Source organism: Parapedobacter brassicae (assembly GCF_051400755.1).
Lineage (GTDB): Bacteria > Bacteroidota > Bacteroidia > Sphingobacteriales > Sphingobacteriaceae > Parapedobacter.
The window spans coordinates 32,049-50,912 of sequence record NZ_JBLFFL010000003.1; the positions used below are offsets into that span (position 1 = coordinate 32,049).

Consider the following 18,864-nt stretch of genomic DNA (forward strand, 5'->3'; position numbering starts at 1 on the left):
ACGCTATAAATTATCATCCCTGAATCCCTCGATGCCCGCTCTTGCGAGGGCAAATCCGGCAGCACCCACCGCACCCGCCATATCCGAATAATGGGCTTGTAGCACCGGTGGCGTCTTACCGGAGTTTTTCCATTCGTATACCTTCATAAAATCGGCCAATGGCTCGTACAATGCATCGCCGGTATTGGTGATGCCCCCGCCCAAAATGAATAGTTCAGGTGAAAGCAGGTTACTTAGCGAACACAGGCTCAATGCCAGTTTGCGCACGGTATTCAGCCATACATAGGTGGCAAAATGATCGCCCTTCCGGTAGGCGTCTACCAGGTCATGGGTGGACGTGAACCTTCCGAAAGATCTTTTTCCGACAGTCGCATTTCCGACAGCGTCCTCCAATGTTCCGGGCATACCCGTAATACCGGCGTTTTCATTGTCCGCGTCTAGCGTCATATGTCCCAAGTGGCCGGCCAGCTGGCCGTTCCCCTGATACAGCTTTCCATCAATCAGAATACCACCGCCCACACCCGTTCCAAGCGTCAGCATGACGATATTTTTCAAGCCTTTTCCCACACCGAATGTTGCTTCGGCGATCAGTGCCGCATGCGCATCGTTCAATACCCAAACCGACTTTTCTTTCAGGTAATCAGCCCAGACAAAGTGCTCCAATCCATCGAGCCGCTCAGGCATTAACCGGATGGCCGAATTGGCATCGTTGGGCAAACCCGGTGCGGCTATACCAATTGCCGCTACCGGTGCTCCTCGTTCTTTCAGTGCTGACACCATCTGCAGGATTGTTTTTTTCCACTGATCGTCGGCACTTCCCGCCATGGCGCATTCGGTGGATTTGATGACCTGATCGACGATCTGCCCCACTGTGTTCACCAATACGCCTTTGATATTGGTCCCCCCTAAATCAATACCTATTGCAGTAGTCATTTTCATGGTTAATAACCGGTTGATTATAGCTGACCATCACTTATTGCCCACCCGCCATCAACGGCCAGCACCTGTCCGGTCGTAAAACCAGCGAGATCCGATAGGAGATAACACGCGGCTCCGTCCAGATCTGTAGGCTTGGCGATTCTCCCCCCGTCGAGCGGTTGTTTTGTCCGGACGAAACGCATGATATCAGCATCGCCCGCTGCCCGTTGTGCCATCGGTGTTTCCACTAAGCCCGGGGCGATCACATTAATCCGGATATTCGATCTCGCGTAATAGGCCGCCGCCGCGCGGGAAAGCCCGATGATCGCGGCTTTGGCCGCTGCATAGGCGTGGGTGGAAAAATAGTGGGAAGCGGGTGAATAAGCCAGCACGGATCCCATATTTAAAATGGTGCCCCCTGTTTTTTCATGAAGAAACGCATTGATCGCCGCTTTGTTGGAGAGCATCATCGACGTGAGGTTCAATTCCAGCGTCCGTTGCCATCCGTCCAGCGTCATTTCATGCAACGGCCCGTCACCCATTTTCCGGCCGCTACCTCCCGCGATGTGGTAGAGCCCGTCAAAGCTGCCCCAGGTTCGGATGCACAGATCAATGGCGTCCGGAGCGGTAGTTTCTGCTGTGGCATCTCCCGAAAAAACCAATCCTGAGTCTCCCAGTTCATCCTGAGCCCTTTGCGTATTGAGCTGATCCCTTCCAACGGAGATGACCTTTGCCCCTTGGCGGATAAACGCTTTTGCAGCGGATAGGCCGATGCCCGTGGTACCGCCTATAATGACGATATGTTTATCGAGCAACATGGAATGGTTATTTTCTGGATTTTGCTGCATCATCAAAAGATTGTATTCTCAATGGGGATTCGTATAGCAAAAATAGGGAGGTTTGCCTCAGGATTTCGATACTTTCTGATCGGTTTTTGCGCATATTTTGCCCCCATCCGGACCGCCCTCTTTTTCAACGATCAATAAAAACAAAACCAACAGGATGACGGATTGTTAGCTACACAAGTGAGATGTAAGAAAACGCTAAATATTGCGCTATGGCACTGGAAAAAACTCCTTATCAATCAAACGGCAATCCGGCCGATAAGTATCCGAAACCGCCGTTCCCGAAGGCACCGCAGGAAGTTCCCGGCACCGAAAGTGCGATGACACCTCAGGCCGATCACGGTGAGCACTCTTATGTCGGCAAAAACAGACTGCAGGACAAGGTCGCCGTGATCACCGGCGGCGACTCGGGCATCGGCAAGGCCATCGCCATTGCATTTGCCCGTGAGGGGGCAGACGTCGTGATCAGCTACCTGGACGATGTGGAGGACCGGGACGCGCAAGATACCGCCGACTATGTGACCGAGGCGGGCCGAAAAGCCGTACAGATAAAGGGCGACATCAGTTCGGAAAAACATTGCCGGCACCTGATCGAAACAGTGGTCAAGGAATTTGGCAAAATTGATATCTTGGTCAATAATGCTGCCTATCAAATGTCGCGAGAGACGCTGCAGGACATTCCGGCTTGGGAATGGGAAAAAACGTTTGCGGTGAACATCCACAGCATGTTTTACCTGTGTAAAGCAGCTGAACCGCACATGCCTCCGGGTTCCAGCATCATTAATACAACATCCGTCAATGCTTATGAACCGAATCCCACGCTGTTGCCATATGCGGCGACCAAAGCCGCTATCCAAAACTTTACCGCAAATTTGAACCAGATTCTGCTGGAGCAGGGAAAAGGCATCCGCGTGAATGCCGTGGCACCGGGACCCATATGGACGCCGTTGATTCCATCGACCATTCCCGACCATGAGCATTTTGGCGAAAACACCCCTTTTGAGCGCCCGGGCCAGCCCGTGGAGGTCGCACCCGCTTATGTTTTTCTGGCTTCTGACGAGGCCAACTACATCTCCGGCGCCACCCTCCCCGTCACAGGAGGGCGCATTACTATATAACATGCTTTCACTTAAAAACCATGATGATGAAGATGTTCAAACGACTGATGGCCTGCACGATCATGATTGGTGCCGTATCCTGCGGCAATCCCGGGGGAAACCAGGATGACATGGACGATGCGGATTCGATACTCACCGATTCCATTGCTGATGACTCGCTGGCGACGGACACGACGACTGACTCACTCGCTAGCCCATCGTTTCCCTGATTAGGTGTACGACAAAAATCCGTTATTGCTCGCGAAGCGAGCCTTTGCGTCTTAAAAGTATCACGCAAAGTCGCCAAGACGCTAAGAAAGCCGCTTCGCGACTCCGCGCCTTTGCGAGAAAAATAGAAAAACGGAAATCTGTCGTGCGCCCCCTTGATTGGTGAAAGACAAGGAGAAAGAGACGAACCATGACGTCAAGGCAGTAGAGTACTCCCATCAAAACATAACGCTTTCCCAATATGTTATAACGAATGCAGGTCGTTCATGATGTAGTTTTGTGCTATCTAATTTCAATGTCATGAACGCGATAAGACCATTTCTGATCATTGCCGCAGTGCTGGGTTATATAGGGATTGCCCTTGGCCAGCATGAGCACCACCACGATACCACGCGCACGATGGCGCACCAGCAGGATACCGTGCACCATGCGCATACCCAACACGGCATGTCGCACGCGTTTTCCAGAAACCTGCCGATGAACCGCAATGGATCAGGGACCGGCTGGCTACCCGACAACAGTCCCATGTATGGGTATATGCTACATCATAAACAGTGGATGTATATGTTCCATGGCAACCTGTTTTTACGGTACAACCACCAGGACGTCTTCGGTCAGGGAAGCCGTGGCGACAGCAAGGTGGATGCACCCAATTGGCTAATGGCCATGGGCCAGCGCAATGTGGGTCAGCGCGGACTGTTCCGCTTTAGCGCGATGCTTACGTTAGACCCCCTGACGGTGGGTGGCTCAGGATATCCGCTGCTCTACCAATCGGGCGAAACGTGGAAGGGCATGCCTTTGGTCGACCGGCAACATCCTCACGACCTCTTTTCTGAACTTTCCGTGGCTTACACACACCAATTGGACACGCTTACCGATGCGTTTATCTACCTGGCCTATCCCGGTGAGCCTGCATTGGGACCGGTAGCGTTTATGCACCGGGTATCCAGTCTATACAATCCCGACGCACCACTGGGACATCATTGGCAAGACGCCACACACATCACCTTCGGAGTAGCCACACTGGGCATACGGCATCGCAATGTCAAATTCGAAGGATCGGTTTTCACCGGCCGCGAACCGAACGAGGAGCGATATGGGTTTGACAAACCTCGCTTCAACTCCTATTCCCTGCGGCTGTCGTATAATCCCAACCGATCACTTGCGTTACAGGCCTCGCATGCCTGGATAAACGACGTTCACGAATTTGGTCCACGTGAAGATATCCGCAAAATGACGGCATCGGCTATTCACGCCTATCCACTGGCTGACGGCAAATTCCTGAACACAGCGATCGTGTGGGGCCACAATAAAGCCGACGGACATGCCGGCGCCCATTCGGTACTTGCCGAAAGTGCCCTTACCCTGCATCGGACCACCGTGTATGGCAAATACGAGTGGGTGCAGAAATCGGCAGATGACCTGTTGCTCGGCGAGGCGTTTGATCATGATCGGCTATTCGGCGTGAATGCCGTCACCTTAGGTGTGCAGCAAATATTCGCTACGGCGCGGAAAACGCATCTAGCCATCGGGGCTCAGGGTAGCTGGTACCCCGCAGCGGATGATCTGTCCCCCATCTATGGCGCAAATCCTGTTGCTGCGCAGGTCTATATCCGGCTGTTTCCAGGCATGATGAACATGGGGCAATGATGACTTCCGGGCGTACGTTTCCCACTTTGTATTTCGCACTTCAAATAGCTACCTTTGCGGAAAACGAAATTCAGTATGGCTTTATCACCACTTACCGCCGTGTCGCCCATAGACGGCCGTTATCATCACGCAACCCATGAGTTAGCGGCCTATTTCTCGGAATATGCGCTCATTAAATACCGTGTATTCGTAGAGGTGGAGTACTTCATCAGCCTATGTGGATGTGGTATTCCGCAGTTGCGGCATTTCGATGGTAGCCTTAATAATAAGCTCAGGGATATTTACAACCATTTCTCCATGGCGGACGCCCAATGGATCAAGGAAAAGGAGAAAGAAACAAACCATGATGTAAAAGCCGTGGAATACTTTCTTAAGGACAGGTTTGAAACCTTAGGGCTGATAGACTCGTTGGAATTCATCCACTTTGGCTTGACATCGCAAGATATCAACAATACGGCCATTCCTTATTCATGGAAGGAGGCGCTTTCCAAGATATACCTACCTGAGCTCAACGCCCTCATTACAGCGCTCGAACAGCGCATTGCTGAATGGATAGCCGTACCCATGCTTGCACATACCCACGGGCAACCTGCCTCTCCTACCCGACTGGGCAAGGAAATCCGGGTGTTTACCGAACGGTTACGCAACCAGCTGCAACTCCTTGAACATATTCCCCATGCTGCCAAATTTGGTGGCGCCACCGGCAATTTCAATGCGCACAAAGTCGCCTATCCGCAGACGGATTGGGTAGCGTTTGGCAATGCATTCGTGAATGATACATTGGGCTTACATCGCTCGCAAACGACTACGCAAATCGAGCATTACGATTACTTTGCCGCACAATGCGATGCCATGAAACGCATCAACAACATCCTGATCGACCTGTGCCGGGATATCTGGACGTATATCTCGATGGATTATTTCAAGCAGAAAATCACCAAGGGCCAGATCGGCTCGTCGGCCATGCCCCACAAAGTGAATCCAATCGATTTTGAAAATGCCGAGGGAAACCTGGGCATTGCCAATGCCTTGTTCGAGCACCTGGCAGCCAAGCTGCCAATTTCTCGCTTGCAGCGCGACCTTACGGATTCCACCGTTCTGCGCAATATCGGAGTACCGATGGCCCACACCTTGATTGCCCTCAGGTCTGCCACGCGGGGCTTACAGAAACTCATCCTCAATGAAGCAGCGTTAAAGGCCGATCTGGCCCAAAATTGGGCAGTGGTAGCAGAGGCCATCCAAACCATCCTGCGGCGGGAAGGGTATCCTAAACCGTACGAAACGCTGAAAGCGCTAACCCGCACCAATGAGACCGTAACACAGGAGACCATTGCGTCATTTGTAGAAACGCTGAATGTGAGCAATGAGGTGAAAAGCGAGTTGAAGGCGATAACCCCCTGGAATTATACAGGCGTGTAAACACCCTAACCCAACACAATCAACCCATGAGCGTAAAATATACTATCGTAAAGCAACATAACATTAACCAGCCGGATACACCGCGGTACATCGCCCAATACAAGAGCCGCGGGGAGCGTGACATCCACGCTATCGCCGACGATATTTCAAATGCCACCTCGCTGAATGCCGCAGACGTAGCAGCGATGACAGAGGCCCTGCTACAGATACTGAGCAGGGATCTTGCCGCTGGCTATATCGTCAAGCTCGGTGATTTTGGGTCATTCAGTCTCGCGCTGTCGGTAGCGCCTCAACCGGACCCCAAATCGGTGAATCCGGATAGCATCAAGGCATGCAAAATAAAGTTCAGACCCGGAAAACGGCTGATAAAACAGCTTGCGAGCATCCGGTATGCAAAAAAATAAGAAACCGGCTGGCAAGAATCAGCGAACCACCTGAACTGCTTTACCCCGTTGATGCGGCACAAAGCCCACGGGCAACTCACAAAAAGCCCGCGGGGTCCTGACAAAAAGCCCGCGGGCTTTTTGTAACATCAACGAATTGCAACGCGGTTACGAATATACCCGTTCAAAGCCGACAGCGGCAATATTGTGTGTAACACTTATTTTTAATGATCAAATACCGAGATATTCCATCTCTTTTCGATACTTTTGGCGTGTCAATACCTAACGACACTATTGTATGGAACTGGATTTCTACAAAGAAGCCCGGACAATATGGAACCATATCGCCGGTGACAGCCAACTTGACAAACTGACCTTTGAACTGGAAGTACATAAGAAACTGCTCAACATTTTCCAGGTAGGCGATTTTTATTACTATATTTTTAACATAAAAAATGCAGCGTTCGAGTTTATAAGTCCGGAAATCGCTGATGTAATGGGATATCATCCGAAAGCAGTTACAGTCAGTTTTTACATGAGCAAAATTCATCCCGATGACCGGCCCTATTTTCTTAATTTTGAAAACACGTTAAGCACTTTTTTCAAGAAGTTACCCATTGAAAAGATTTATAAGTACAAAGTTCGTTATGATTTCAGGGTAAAAAACAGTAAAAACGAATACGTAAGGCTACTGCACCAAGCGGTGACAATACAGCATGACCAGGGGAATCTGATATACTCGCTTTGTGTGCATACCGACATTTCCCATTTAAAACCGTCCGGAACTCCGGTATTGTCATTTATCGGTATGGAAGGGGAACCTTCTTTTATCAATGTTGGTATAAAAGAATTATTTAAGCCAACAAAAAATGTGCTTACCCCACGTGAACTAAGCGTCCTGAAATTATTGATTTCAGGACACACCAGCCAGCAAATTGCCTATTATTTGCACATCACCAAATCCACAGCGGCCACGCACCGGAAGAATATCTTAAGGAAAACGAAGTGTCAGTCTACGTATGAATTAATTTCAAAATCCATCAACGAAGGCTGGGTATAATGAACGCCTCCAATCGTTTCCAGGACGAAAATCTTTCGGTTTCCGATTTCTATAACGAAGTTTGGGTGGTTTGCCCGGCCTGTACACAAAAGGCTATAGCCACCACGAATTACGACACTAAAAAAGCCCGTTTAGGATGCTTGCATTGCGGCCATACGAAGGAAGTATCTACGGCCGTTGGCAAAAGTGGTACGCTCCGAATGGAAGCTCATGCTTTTTTTGGGGCCGAATTGTGGTTACAGACTGCTTTTAAAAACGAGGTTCTTTGGGCCTATAACGATCGGCACCTCGATTACCTCCAGCACTATATCGGAGCCGGGCTGCGGGAACACAAAAATAGGACGCATTTCACCATGCTCGAAAAACTCCCGAAGTTTATGCAGCTGGCCAAACATCGGGCGGGGTTATTAAAACTAATCCGCAAACTGAAAGAGAAGGGATGAGGCAGCTTTCCGCTTTGCTCTATCCTCTGGCTTATCTCACCAAAGTAGCCAAATATTCTATACGTTCCGGACAAAACGCAACCTCGCGCAAGCCAACTGAAATGTGTCCCCCGGCACAGGAAAGACAGATTTCTATATAACCGAAAATCAGATTATTCGCAGTATAGAAGAGCAACAGATGGCGGGGTTCATAACACAACGCGATTATATTCTCTTCGCAAAATTGCGTTACATAAAGCGCGTTCTGCCATTTCGCTACCGCAGATGAATTCAATTGCACCCTTGAATGGATGCTATCCGCCGGCATATTAAGCATTCCATTTTTCAAAAGAGGTTTGTCTCGTCCGTCATCGCCAGACCACCAATCCATCCGATTGCTGTACGTCACTAGCTCCACACGTGCGGCCACGGTAAATGGATCGATTCCCGAGGTATCGCGTTTCTCGACAATTCGGCCTGCTTTCTTAGCTTTTTCGTTGTACAATTGCGCTTGTGCCAATACGCTTGTGCAACATAGCATGGCAATACTGTACAGGAGTATAATTTTGTGCATGAACATGTATTATTTTACCAAATCAACACCTTTCATCCATACCCAGTGAGTTAACGCTTCCAGCAATTTGTCCTTTTCGGATTGGGGAGTATCATCTTTCAGAAAATATGCCATGCTAGGTATATAAGAAGATTTACCATTATTGAGATTTAACAACTTAACTTTTCCCGTAAAAATAATCTGATTACCATTAATCGCTATACTTTTTAGATTTTCATATTCCAAATTGACTATTTCACTAACTTTATCGGGGTCATCAAACTGCCAAGTAAGATTCATCAAAATGTTCGCATCAGCTAGGCTGAATTTTCTGTCGTATTTTGCATCTGTACCGTTATACACATGCAATTTAGAAAGAATGTATTCTTCTGTTTCAGATCTGTTGGGCAGCGGCTTTAAAGCGTCTAGCGGGATGCTCACCGCCAGCAAAGGACTAGCTTTTGATTTCGCCAGTTGCGCCAACCTATTTGCTGCAATTTCCAGTTCTTTGATTTTAGGTTGCTGTGCCACCGGGATCGAGAAATTAAAAGTATTCGGAATGTCCGAAGATCGATAGACCGGCCTCCCCTCGTATTGAACTTCCCAAAACCTAGAAATCGGACGATCAAAATCAAAAGAGATGTTGATCGCTCCGCCTCCGGAAGGGTTATTTGAGACTTCTGTGAATTTCGCCCAATCTATATGTTGATATTGATCTTTGGTGATGGTATGCTCATCAATCTTGTTCGTTTCAATCAAAACAGTTCCATTAAAGCTGTAACTATAACCACCATCATCAGCAGCTCTTGTATTAGCCAGCTGCTCAATAAAGGCAATGCACGCTTCTGCCGTAGCGGTAGAAAGAGCGCTTTTCTGCGTGCATGAAGAAAATGGCAGTCCAAACAAGCATAATAAGGTTATTAATCGTTGTTTCAATTTTTTTGAATTTGATAAATTGTAGGGTTCACTCACCAAACAGGTCGTCTTTTACCAAATCAGCACCCTTCATCCATGCCCAATGCTTTAGGGCTTTTAGTAATTTGTCTTTCTCAGATTGTGGCATATCTGATTTTACAAAATATCTCATAACATTTCCGGTAATTGATGTATAGGTCATGGGCTCAGCTGCTATGCTCTCAACTTTTGTTGTTCCTAAAAACAAAAATTCATCGCCGACAATATTTATAGCTTTTACGTCCTTATACTCTAATACCATACTTTTTATTGGCTCCATGTTAGCGGTATTCCAACTACTATTCATTTCGAACCCCGAATATCCCAATTCAAAACCGAGATCAAATCCGACCAATTCCGTTGAACTCCGATAAGCGCTTAATTTAGCAAGTATATAATCCTCTGTATCTGATCTAGTAGGCAGCGGCTTTAATGCGTCTGGCGGGACGCTCACCTCCAATAGAGGACTGGCTTTTGATTTTGCCAGTTGCGCCAATCGGTTGGCTGCCATTTCCAGTTCTTTGATTTTACTTTGCTGAGCCACTGGGAGCGAGATAGGAAAACCATTCATAATGTGCAAAACTCTATAGGACATCCTTTCATTATCTCCCATTTCCATAAGCAGCGAGATAGGACTACTAAAACCAAAATAGACACCTACCCGTTCTTCAGAAGTCTCACTTGAGAACTTAGTGAATTTCTCCCAATCTATATATTGACGTTTGTACATGCTCGTAGATTCGCCAGATTTCTTTTTGTTCGTCTCAATAAATGTTGTTCCATCAAAGCTGTAACTATAAGTTTTGTCATCATCGTCAGGTCTTGTATTTGCCATCTGCTCTATAAAGGCAATGCACGCTTCTGCAGTAGAAGTGGCAGAAATCGATTGTTGCGCACATACGGGAAATTGTAGTGCAAACAAGCATAATAGGGTAAACAGTAATTGTTTCATTTTTTTGTTATAAATGACTATTATAGACGATATAAATTCACATAGTGTATCACCGCCTTATTCTTGTAATGTGATTCTTGCCAGCTCTTGAAGGATTTGACATATTCTGCTCTTTCAATTTTGACATCATCAATACTATATGCTAATCCTTTCTGTTCGATACCATACGTCGAAACCTCGCTATAACCAGCCGCTTCGGCTTTGAATTTTTTCTTAATTTCGATAGCATTTTCTTCCCAGTCCGAATATAACAGCGGATCTGACACAATTAAATAGGCTGTTTTTTTATTTACATCGATATAATCATATGATAGGTAGATATAAAGTTCTTCGGCCTTATTTTCAATGGGCTTAAACCCGCTCAATGTATTGATCATACATACCGCCATCAAGGCTAGTGCAATTGCTCTAATTGTTTTCATGATTAAATTTTTAAGTTTCAGTGCCTACTCTTTTCCGGATTTTCAGCTTGCTCCGCCTTAATTCTTGTAGCTGGAAAATGGGGTTAATCAAAGGATATAGGTTCCGGTGCGCCGCAAAGCTTGCGGAGATGGTTGAAGGCTTTGTAGATTTGGAGGTTCACTATCTCATCGAAATCTTCGTCAGTTCTTGTGAATGGCAAATCCGGTTCTCTGCTGTCAGGACTGTTTTTTTCGTTAAAAACTAAACCATAGACAAAGTACTGCTCACCTTTTCGCTTTAGGGATATTGATTCAACTTCGCTTAGATCAATGTAATTTGTAAAATTTTCTGTTTGAGGCCGTCCTCCAGTGCCCGCCCCAATTAGATCTGATGTGATCTTATAGCTAAAACGTAGAATACACCCCATAATATTAACATCAGTGATTGTTATCAGACGTTGCATATAAAGGGATTCCCCTGGGGAATAACCAGCATCAAACCGTTCACCATTAGTAAAAAAGTCGTTTTTAAAATAATTCTCTATATATTCAATCGTTTCTTCTTTAGTGGGCTTTTCGTCTTGCGCCTTAATAAACTGTACTGCTCCTAGCAATAAAATAATTGTAAATACTAATGTTTTCATTGTTTTCATTCTAGTTTTTATTGTTTTTGTTTCTTTTATTGGTAATCCTCAGTTCAAAACCGATATCGTGTACTAAAATTTGGGATGGGATTTTTTAAATTAACTTTACACTTAATCAATGTTAGGAATAGTTCCTTCACTTGTATTGTTTTGATAATTTGCAGCACCAGATCCTTACCATATATTTCTAATCATTGATTTAGCATCTTTTGTTAAACTATAAGTAATTGATGCAAAAACGCCCACTTTATATCGGTCCTTCATAAATGAGGACAGATCGCTGGTGTTAGGTACTATTGTGCCTACGGGGGCGCTGGCACGAAGCTGTTTCACATTGCGTAAAGAGGGACCAAGTGAAACGAAAATCCGCTCCCTTTTACCCAACAGAATTGTCGGCCCTATATAGAAGTTGCCTAATTGTATTTTACCGTTATCTACACCTATACCTATTCCTGCACTAGCTCCATATGCTAAATAGCCGGTTTTTCTTCTGCTCATAGTCACCATTCCCACTATAGAAGGAACGGCTATTCCATCTGCATCCGATTCGGCAATTTTCGAGACGGTATCTAATTCATACGTATTTACGCCCCAATAATAGCTGGCCGCCAATCCTAAACTAAAATCGACCCGGGTCCCTCCGAAAGTAGGTTGTCTATACACAAAATTTCGTTCACTGTGGTGCGCATCCGAAATCCCGTCACCTCTCTTTTTAATATGCGCATGGAACTCTAACAGATCATTTTCGGGTTGAATAGGAATGGATCGAACACTATATCGCGAAGAATCTTGCAAAACTGATAACACCCATTGCGCTTGTCGAAGAAGGTTCTCTACCGGATACTTCGCCAACCAATCCGCTAATTGATCGGATTTCATTTTTAAAAATTGGGGATAAGCCTGGGCCTTAGAAATACCACTGGGACTCATAAAATCATCCAACAACGGAGAATAAATAACCTTAAAGTATGAATTTGTAAGTTCAGAATAGCTTCTCTTATAATTGTCAATGGTGGTTACGCTTTTAAAAAGCTTAAATACATACTGTTTTAATTCCTGCTCATATTGTCTTTTAAAAAGTGTGTAGCTGAGCTGGGGATTGTCTGCCATGGTATTTATAGCTTTCGCATACCGCAACATCATAAACACATGCCGACTATCAGCCATGAAGTCATCGTATTTCGCATAAAAATCGTTAGCCAAGAGGTAGTAGCTTTTTACACTTTCATTCATTTGCTTTTCAAGACTATCTTTTCTTGTACTATCCTTCTTGATCTTATGTTCCAAATTTGTCCATTCATTGAGCTTGCCCTTAATAACTTCCAAATGCTTCCGTGCATCCTTTACAGCTACCGAATCGGTGGCAGTCAATAGTTCTTGTCTTTCTTCGGCGATCAGGGTATCCAATATACCTTTTAGCCGTTGCGCATTAACAGAATCAAGAATACGGAAACCGTTGGCACCTTTTTCATGTAGTACTAAACTATCTAGATCCGACAAGACAGCAATACTATCCTGCCTTCCTTTTTCGTCACGAATCTTCTCATCCAACTTAAGGAGTTCATTCACAATATTAAAGGCTTTCTGATTCTGCTGAGCCGTAGCTTTTACTTTGCCGTCAGCCTTACTTTCCTTAAAATCACCTGCTATCAATGACGATGTCTGACTGGCGATATTCTTGCTCAGATCATTTTGCGACGTTGCTAATTTTCCTTCAGCTTCCTGGATATCCCATTTTGCGATAATCTGAAGAAGTTCCTTATCAAAGGAAGAGGCAGCTAATATGGAGTCTTTCGGTGTTAATGTCACCTTATAGGCAAACGGATTAATATTTCTAACCTCGAACACAACAGGTGTATGTACTTTAACCCGTTTTAGTGGATAAACATACTTCCCAGTTCTGAAATCGTAGGAAATAATGCGCGTGGTCGTATCGACGAAATTTTTCTGTTTACCTGTTTTCCCTCCGTTCTTCGATCCACCAGCCGTACATATTTCTTTCTTTTTACTGTTATTAATCCCTTTCTCCACGTCAGTCTCCTGCCCCCAAGCCACCGATACCAAACAGCATAAAAATAATACTAACAACCTCGTTCTCATAGTTTAGGATTCAAATTGTTCATGATTTTGGTTTAATCTTCCTCACACAAATATTTGAAATGTTGTAAGATAAGAGGTCTCCATTTTTGGTTATAGTCCGCGATGTCTTTTCGACGAGCCTTTTCCGCCTCGTCCCAAGTATCGTAAGGACCAAATGCGATGGTCCTATTCAAACTCCTAACTCCCCTTTGTTTGGCATGGTACGCTTCGTAGTATTCCACAAGTTGATTATCAACCCCTAATGAAGAATTGGAGGTATATCCATTACAGTTGATACGGACTACATTGCTAACAACGGGTTGGGTATTTAATTTAGCGGCCTCAGTTTGCGGAAGCCACTCCCAGCCAACAGCGTAAAAATATACGGTTTCACTTTTTTCCTGTGCAAATGTAATAGCGCTTTGCGCCAGCAAAAATGCCACGAATGCCAATTTCAATTTTTTCATTTTGATAATTTTTCACTATTATCCGACTAAAGTCGGCGTTATTTACATTTATTGCTTTCCGGCCCATTGGGGTTGTTCTCATACTTTATTTTATTCGGTGAAGGTTATTTTCAAGCAAAGTAAACTAATATTCAAATCGTAAAAAATACCCTAAAGTGGGTATGCCTGCCACCTCACCAGCCTATCCGAAAACTACACCGTCGTGTAACCTTTGACGAAACGCTGACCCTTATTCTTAGGGAATATTAATATCTTTGTAAAAACAGTATATCAGATGGCTACTATTAACGTGTATACCGAATATACGCCGAATCCGGCGACCATGAAGTTTTTGGTCAATAAGCTCTTAGTCAATGGCAGTTTGGACTTCCCAGACCGGGAAAAGGCGCAATCGTCCCCGTTTGCACGGGAGCTTTTCAAATTCAACTTTGTGAATGGTGTTTTCTTCGCCAGTAATTTTGTGACCATCACCAAAACTGACGATGCCGAGTGGGAAGATATTGAGGCTATTCTCAAAGACTTCGTAAAAGGTGCCGTGGAGTCGGAGCTGAAAGTGCAGGAAGTGGCGGTAGACGAAGATGTCAACTTTGAAGGTTCCGAAACCGAGATCAAGATCCAGCAAATCCTGCACGACTATGTGCGGCCCGCCGTTGAGCAAGATGGGGGTGCCATCAGCTATAAGTCATTTGACGAGGGTACCGTATTTGTCGAACTCCGCGGATCGTGCAGCGGCTGCCCCTCCTCTACCATTACCCTGAAAGCCGGTATAGAAGGACTGCTGAAACGCATGGTGCCCGAGGTACAAGAAGTGGTAGCCGAAGCCATGTAACGGTATGTTTAATCCGCCGATGCGCACATACAGTTGGTTGGTTCTCTGCTTGATCATGGCTTGTGGGTCTCCGCAGCCCAAGACCGAAGATGATCGTGCGGCCGACACCACCGCAACAAAGACCCCCTCAACAGCAAAACCCGCAAACATTCTTTTTTTCGGCACTAGCCTTACCGCCGGGCATGGCCTGGAAGATTCGGATTTGGCCTTTCCCGGACTGATCCAACAGCGAATCGATTCCTTGGGGCTCCCTTATCGGGTAATCAACGGCGGCCTGAGCGGCGAAACATCGGCAGCGGGTAATGAGCGTATTGATTGGTTACTCAATGAACCGTTAACCATCTTTGTGCTCGAACTGGGTGCTAACGACGGCCTTCGGGGCATCCCGACCGAAGAGACGTACAAAAATCTGCAAAGCATCATTGACAAGGTCAAACAACGATATCCCGATTGCCGGTTGATACTTGCGGGAATGATGGTTCCGCCGAGCATGGGCGGCACATATGGGCGTTCTTTTTCTGCCATGTTTCCGAAGTTGGCCGAAGCCAATGATATGGCCTTTGTACCTTTTCTCCTCGACCGGGTAGCCGGTGAAACAGACCTCAATCTGGAAGACGGCATCCACCCGAATGAGCAGGGGCATCAAATCGTTGCCAATACCGTTTGGCAAACCCTGCAACCCATGCTTTAGCAACCCGCCATTTCCAAATTCATTCCATTATCATCGGTAAAATCCTTAACTTTAGCACCAAAATCGATAATAACCATATTGTAATGAGCGAAGACATCACGAAATTAGAGAAAATTGCATCACAGGTCAGGCGAGACATCGTACGGATGGTTCATGCCTGTCAATCCGGCCACCCCGGTGGATCACTGGGCTGTACGGATTTTTTTGTAGCACTGTATTTCAGTGCAATGGAGCGAAAATCGGGATTCGATATCGATGGTATCGGAGAAGACATCTTTTTCTTATCAAATGGCCACATTTCTCCTGTATTTTACAGTGCGCTTGCCCGTGCAGGCTATTTTGAGGTAAGCGAACTGGCGACATTTCGCCAGATCAATTCACGCCTCCAAGGACACCCCACCACCCACGAAGGGCTACCGGGCATACGCATCGCTTCCGGATCACTGGGGCAAGGGCTTTCTGTCGCCATCGGCGCCGCCCGTGCCAAAAAGCTGAACAATGATGACCACTTGGTATATGTGTTGATGGGAGATGGTGAACAGCAGGAGGGACAAATTTGGGAGGCGGCTATGTATGCACCTTACAATAAGGTAGACAATCTCATCGCAACCATTGATTACAACGGGCAGCAGATCGATGGGGCGACCGAAGACGTATTATCCCTCGGCAATCTCCGTGCAAAATGGGAAGCTTTTGGTTGGGATGTGCTCGAAATGAATGGCAACGTGATGGGCGAGGTACTGGCCGGATTGACAACGGCCAAGTCACGCACCGGAAAAGGAAAGCCTGTACTCATCCTCATGAAAACCGGAATGGGCTATGGCGTGGACTTTATGATGGGCTCTCATAAATGGCATGGGGTAGCGCCCAATGATGAGCAGTTGGCTTCCGCGCTGGCACAATTGGAAGAAACGCTTGGGGATTATTAGATACGAGACGTTAGACAAGAGACGTTAGACAAGAGACGTTAGACGTTAGACAAGAGACATTAGACACTGGGCATTAGCGATTAGATTAAAATGAAAAAATACACCTATACAGATAAAAAAGATACGCGTTCGGGTTTTGGTGCGGGTTTGCTGGAAGTCGGCCGGAAAAATGAAAACGTGGTGGCGCTCTGCGCTGACTTGGTGGGTTCGCTCAAGATGAATGATTTCATCAAGGAATTTCCTGAGCGTTTTTTCCAGATCGGTATCGCCGAAGCCAATATGATGGGCATCGCTGCCGGACTAACCATTGGCGGCAAGATCCCGTATACGGGTACCTTTGCCAATTTCTCCACAGGACGCGTTTATGATCAGATCCGGCAGTCCATCGCCTATTCGGACAAAAATGTTAAGATCTGTGCCTCCCATGCAGGCCTGACACTCGGAGAGGATGGCGCAACCCATCAGATTTTAGAAGATATCGGACTGATGAAGATGTTGCCGGGCATGACCGTCATCAACCCCTGTGATTATAATCAAACAAAAGCGGCCACCATCGCGATCGCCGACCACCACGGACCGGTATACCTGCGCTTCGGTCGGCCGGTGGTCCCCATTTTCACCGATCCGAACCAAAAATTCGAAATCGGCAAAGCTTGGATGGTCAATGAAGGCAGCGATGTGAGTATTTTCGCTACCGGCCACCTGGTATGGGAGGCGATATTGGCCGGCGAGCAACTGGCCGAAATGGGCATCGACGCGGAGATCATCAACATTCACACCATCAAACCGCTGGATGAAGAAGCCATCTTGAAATCCGTGGCGAAAACCGGCTGTGTGGTTACCGCAGAAGAGCATAACCGACTCGGCGGACTTGGAGATAGCGTCGCGCAGGTACTCGCCAGAAACAATCCCACTCCGCAAGAATACGTCGCAGTAAACGACAGCTTCGGAGAAAGCGGCACGCCGGCGCAACTGATGGAAAAATATGGACTGAATGCCGCCAATATCATCGCGGCGGTCCAACGCGTAATCAAACGGAAATAATCGCCGGGACAGGTTCAGCGCATGATGGAAGACGCCCAGATACTGGAGAAATTTGCGGATAGCCGTACACGGGACGAGGCGTTTGCGCTGTTGCTGAAAAAATACCAGCAAAAAATCTATTGGCATGTGCGGCGCTTGGTCATTGACCATGACGATGCGGATGACCTGGTGCAGGACATCTTCATTAAAGTGTGGAAAAATCTGGAGAATTTCAGGGAAGATGCCCAGTTGTATACCTGGCTTTACCGCATTGCTACCAATGAATGCATCACGTTCCTGAACAAAAAAAAGCAGCGGCAGAATGTTTCGTTGGATGATGAAAGTTCAGCTTATCTGGCCGATTCGCTGACCGATACGCCTTATTTCAACGGAAATCAAGCACAATTGAAATTACAGCAAGCCATCCTGACACTTCCGGAGAAACAGCGCATGGTTTTTAACATGAAATACTTTGATGATTTGAAGTACGAAGAAATATCAGATATCGTGGGTACCAGCGTGGGCGCATTAAAAGCATCTTATCATTTGGCAGTAAAGAAGATCGCTCAATTTTTCGAGGCAAACGATTAAACCTTCGCGTAACAAAAACATCTAAGGAGTACCATGAAGGAAAAACACACATATCATCCTGTTGATGCGGCCCACGAGTTGCCAGACGCGTTGCGTGTGAATCCATTTACGGTTCCTGATGGTTATTTTGATGGACTGCATCAACGTATCCTTCGGCGGCAACGCGACGGGGAAGGTGCGCAGACGGCATGGGTGGTACCTTCCGGTTATTTCGATCAGCTAACGGACCGCATAACCGCTCAGATTGCCGAACAAAAACTCAGGGATGCCGTCAGTGAACCTGGTTTTACCACTCCCGAAGGGTATTTTGGTCAACTGGAAGAGCAGCTATTGCTTGGCGCAACCCTTCGCAGGCAGGCGGAGGAAACCGGATTTACCGTTCCGGCTGCTTACTTCGATGGCTTGCAAAGCACCCTTGCTGAGCGGACAGCCGATCAGGCAACCCCCATCCGCAGCATCCGTCAGCCGAAATGGGTGGCATACGCCGCCGCGGCGTGCATCGCCTTGGCGGCAAGCGCTGTTTTGTTTTTCAATTCAGCAAACGACACGGCAAATAGCAGCCAATTGGGTTCGGTGCCTGACCAAGAAATACTCAATTACTTGGAGCTTTATGGAACAGCAAATGATATGATCTATATCACTGAACATTTGGATGATTTCGATGAAGGTAGTATCGGTGAAGGGTTGAGTGAAGATGATATTGAAGCATACCTTAATCATACGCTGTAA

At 46.7% G+C, this 18,864-nt stretch carries 22 protein-coding genes; 13 read left to right on the top strand and 9 right to left on the bottom strand.

The window, feature by feature from the left end:
- Window positions 1-3: 3 nt before the first annotated feature.
- Together ACMGDE_RS09335 and ACMGDE_RS09340 are read right to left on the bottom strand one after the other, a co-directional pair.
- Window positions 4-939, bottom strand: a complete 936-nt coding sequence (locus ACMGDE_RS09335) for an ROK family protein (protein WP_436832517.1) — start codon at window positions 937-939, stop codon at window positions 4-6.
- 17 nt (window positions 940-956) lie between these two features.
- A complete protein-coding gene (locus ACMGDE_RS09340) occupies window positions 957-1,736 on the bottom strand; it encodes an SDR family NAD(P)-dependent oxidoreductase (RefSeq protein ID WP_436832518.1) in 780 nt (259 codons plus the stop codon).
- Between the two features lie 239 nt (window positions 1,737-1,975).
- Between ACMGDE_RS09340 and ACMGDE_RS09345 the strand changes: the two genes are divergently transcribed.
- The 7 genes from ACMGDE_RS09345 (at window position 1,976) to ACMGDE_RS09375 (ending at window position 8,043) form a co-directional block, all read left to right on the top strand.
- Window positions 1,976-2,881: an SDR family oxidoreductase gene (locus ACMGDE_RS09345; RefSeq protein ID WP_436832519.1), complete on the top strand. Its 906-nt coding sequence runs from the start codon at window positions 1,976-1,978 to the stop codon at window positions 2,879-2,881.
- Between the two features lie 26 nt (window positions 2,882-2,907).
- Window positions 2,908-3,090, top strand: a complete 183-nt coding sequence (locus ACMGDE_RS09350) for a hypothetical protein (protein ID WP_436832520.1) — start codon at window positions 2,908-2,910, stop codon at window positions 3,088-3,090.
- A gap of 298 nt (window positions 3,091-3,388) precedes the next feature.
- Window positions 3,389-4,738: a hypothetical protein gene (locus tag ACMGDE_RS09355; RefSeq protein ID WP_436832521.1), complete on the top strand. Its 1,350-nt coding sequence runs from the start codon at window positions 3,389-3,391 to the stop codon at window positions 4,736-4,738.
- Window positions 4,739-4,813: 75 nt separating this feature from the next.
- Window positions 4,814-6,157 (top strand): adenylosuccinate lyase, encoded by a 1,344-nt coding sequence (purB, locus tag ACMGDE_RS09360; RefSeq protein ID WP_436832522.1) that lies wholly within the window; start codon window positions 4,814-4,816, stop codon window positions 6,155-6,157.
- Window positions 6,158-6,183: 26 nt separating this feature from the next.
- Window positions 6,184-6,561: an HU family DNA-binding protein gene (locus ACMGDE_RS09365; RefSeq protein WP_436832523.1), complete on the top strand. Its 378-nt coding sequence runs from the start codon at window positions 6,184-6,186 to the stop codon at window positions 6,559-6,561.
- A gap of 277 nt (window positions 6,562-6,838) precedes the next feature.
- Window positions 6,839-7,600, top strand: a complete 762-nt coding sequence (locus ACMGDE_RS09370; protein ID WP_436832524.1) for a LuxR C-terminal-related transcriptional regulator — start codon at window positions 6,839-6,841, stop codon at window positions 7,598-7,600.
- Window positions 7,600-8,043, top strand: coding sequence for a hypothetical protein (locus tag ACMGDE_RS09375; RefSeq protein ID WP_436832525.1), 444 nt, complete (start codon window positions 7,600-7,602; stop codon window positions 8,041-8,043). The genes ACMGDE_RS09370 and ACMGDE_RS09375 overlap by 1 nt, the downstream gene beginning before the upstream one ends.
- 31 nt (window positions 8,044-8,074) lie before the next feature.
- On the opposite strand, the gene ACMGDE_RS09380 is transcribed toward ACMGDE_RS09375, so the two are convergent.
- From ACMGDE_RS09380 to ACMGDE_RS09410, 7 genes are all read right to left on the bottom strand, one after another.
- Window positions 8,075-8,596, bottom strand: a complete 522-nt coding sequence (locus ACMGDE_RS09380) for a hypothetical protein (RefSeq protein WP_436832526.1) — start codon at window positions 8,594-8,596, stop codon at window positions 8,075-8,077.
- 9 nt (window positions 8,597-8,605) lie between these two features.
- Window positions 8,606-9,511 (bottom strand): hypothetical protein, encoded by a 906-nt coding sequence (locus tag ACMGDE_RS09385; RefSeq protein ID WP_436832527.1) that lies wholly within the window; start codon window positions 9,509-9,511, stop codon window positions 8,606-8,608.
- A gap of 28 nt (window positions 9,512-9,539) precedes the next feature.
- Window positions 9,540-10,481: a hypothetical protein gene (locus tag ACMGDE_RS09390; protein WP_436832528.1), complete on the bottom strand. Its 942-nt coding sequence runs from the start codon at window positions 10,479-10,481 to the stop codon at window positions 9,540-9,542.
- A gap of 20 nt (window positions 10,482-10,501) precedes the next feature.
- Window positions 10,502-10,903 (bottom strand): hypothetical protein, encoded by a 402-nt coding sequence (locus ACMGDE_RS09395; RefSeq protein ID WP_436832529.1) that lies wholly within the window; start codon window positions 10,901-10,903, stop codon window positions 10,502-10,504.
- Window positions 10,904-10,986: 83 nt separating this feature from the next.
- Window positions 10,987-11,526: a hypothetical protein gene (locus ACMGDE_RS09400; protein ID WP_436832530.1), complete on the bottom strand. Its 540-nt coding sequence runs from the start codon at window positions 11,524-11,526 to the stop codon at window positions 10,987-10,989.
- A gap of 174 nt (window positions 11,527-11,700) precedes the next feature.
- Window positions 11,701-13,557, bottom strand: a complete 1,857-nt coding sequence (locus tag ACMGDE_RS09405; RefSeq protein WP_436832531.1) for a hypothetical protein — start codon at window positions 13,555-13,557, stop codon at window positions 11,701-11,703.
- Between the two features lie 101 nt (window positions 13,558-13,658).
- Complete coding sequence (locus tag ACMGDE_RS09410; RefSeq protein WP_436832532.1) at window positions 13,659-14,072, bottom strand: hypothetical protein; 414 nt, start codon at window positions 14,070-14,072, stop codon at window positions 13,659-13,661.
- Window positions 14,073-14,346: 274 nt separating this feature from the next.
- Here ACMGDE_RS09410 and ACMGDE_RS09415 point away from each other — a divergent pair, with 274 nt between their 5' ends.
- From ACMGDE_RS09415 to ACMGDE_RS09440, 6 genes are all read left to right on the top strand, one after another.
- Window positions 14,347-14,901 (top strand): NifU family protein, encoded by a 555-nt coding sequence (locus ACMGDE_RS09415; protein ID WP_436832533.1) that lies wholly within the window; start codon window positions 14,347-14,349, stop codon window positions 14,899-14,901.
- Between the two features lie 19 nt (window positions 14,902-14,920).
- Window positions 14,921-15,592 carry an arylesterase gene (locus ACMGDE_RS09420; protein WP_436832534.1) on the top strand — a complete coding sequence of 224 codons (672 nt, stop codon included), beginning with the start codon at window positions 14,921-14,923 and terminating at the stop codon, window positions 15,590-15,592.
- 83 nt (window positions 15,593-15,675) lie between these two features.
- The gene (locus tag ACMGDE_RS09425) at window positions 15,676-16,521 is read left to right on the top strand and encodes a transketolase (RefSeq protein WP_436832535.1); all 846 of its coding nucleotides are present in this window, start codon (window positions 15,676-15,678) and stop codon (window positions 16,519-16,521) included.
- Between the two features lie 90 nt (window positions 16,522-16,611).
- Window positions 16,612-17,565 (top strand): transketolase family protein, encoded by a 954-nt coding sequence (locus ACMGDE_RS09430; protein WP_436832536.1) that lies wholly within the window; start codon window positions 16,612-16,614, stop codon window positions 17,563-17,565.
- Window positions 17,566-17,589: 24 nt separating this feature from the next.
- Window positions 17,590-18,135: an RNA polymerase sigma factor gene (locus ACMGDE_RS09435; protein WP_436833109.1), complete on the top strand. Its 546-nt coding sequence runs from the start codon at window positions 17,590-17,592 to the stop codon at window positions 18,133-18,135.
- Between the two features lie 33 nt (window positions 18,136-18,168).
- Complete coding sequence (locus tag ACMGDE_RS09440) at window positions 18,169-18,864, top strand: hypothetical protein (RefSeq protein ID WP_436832537.1); 696 nt, start codon at window positions 18,169-18,171, stop codon at window positions 18,862-18,864.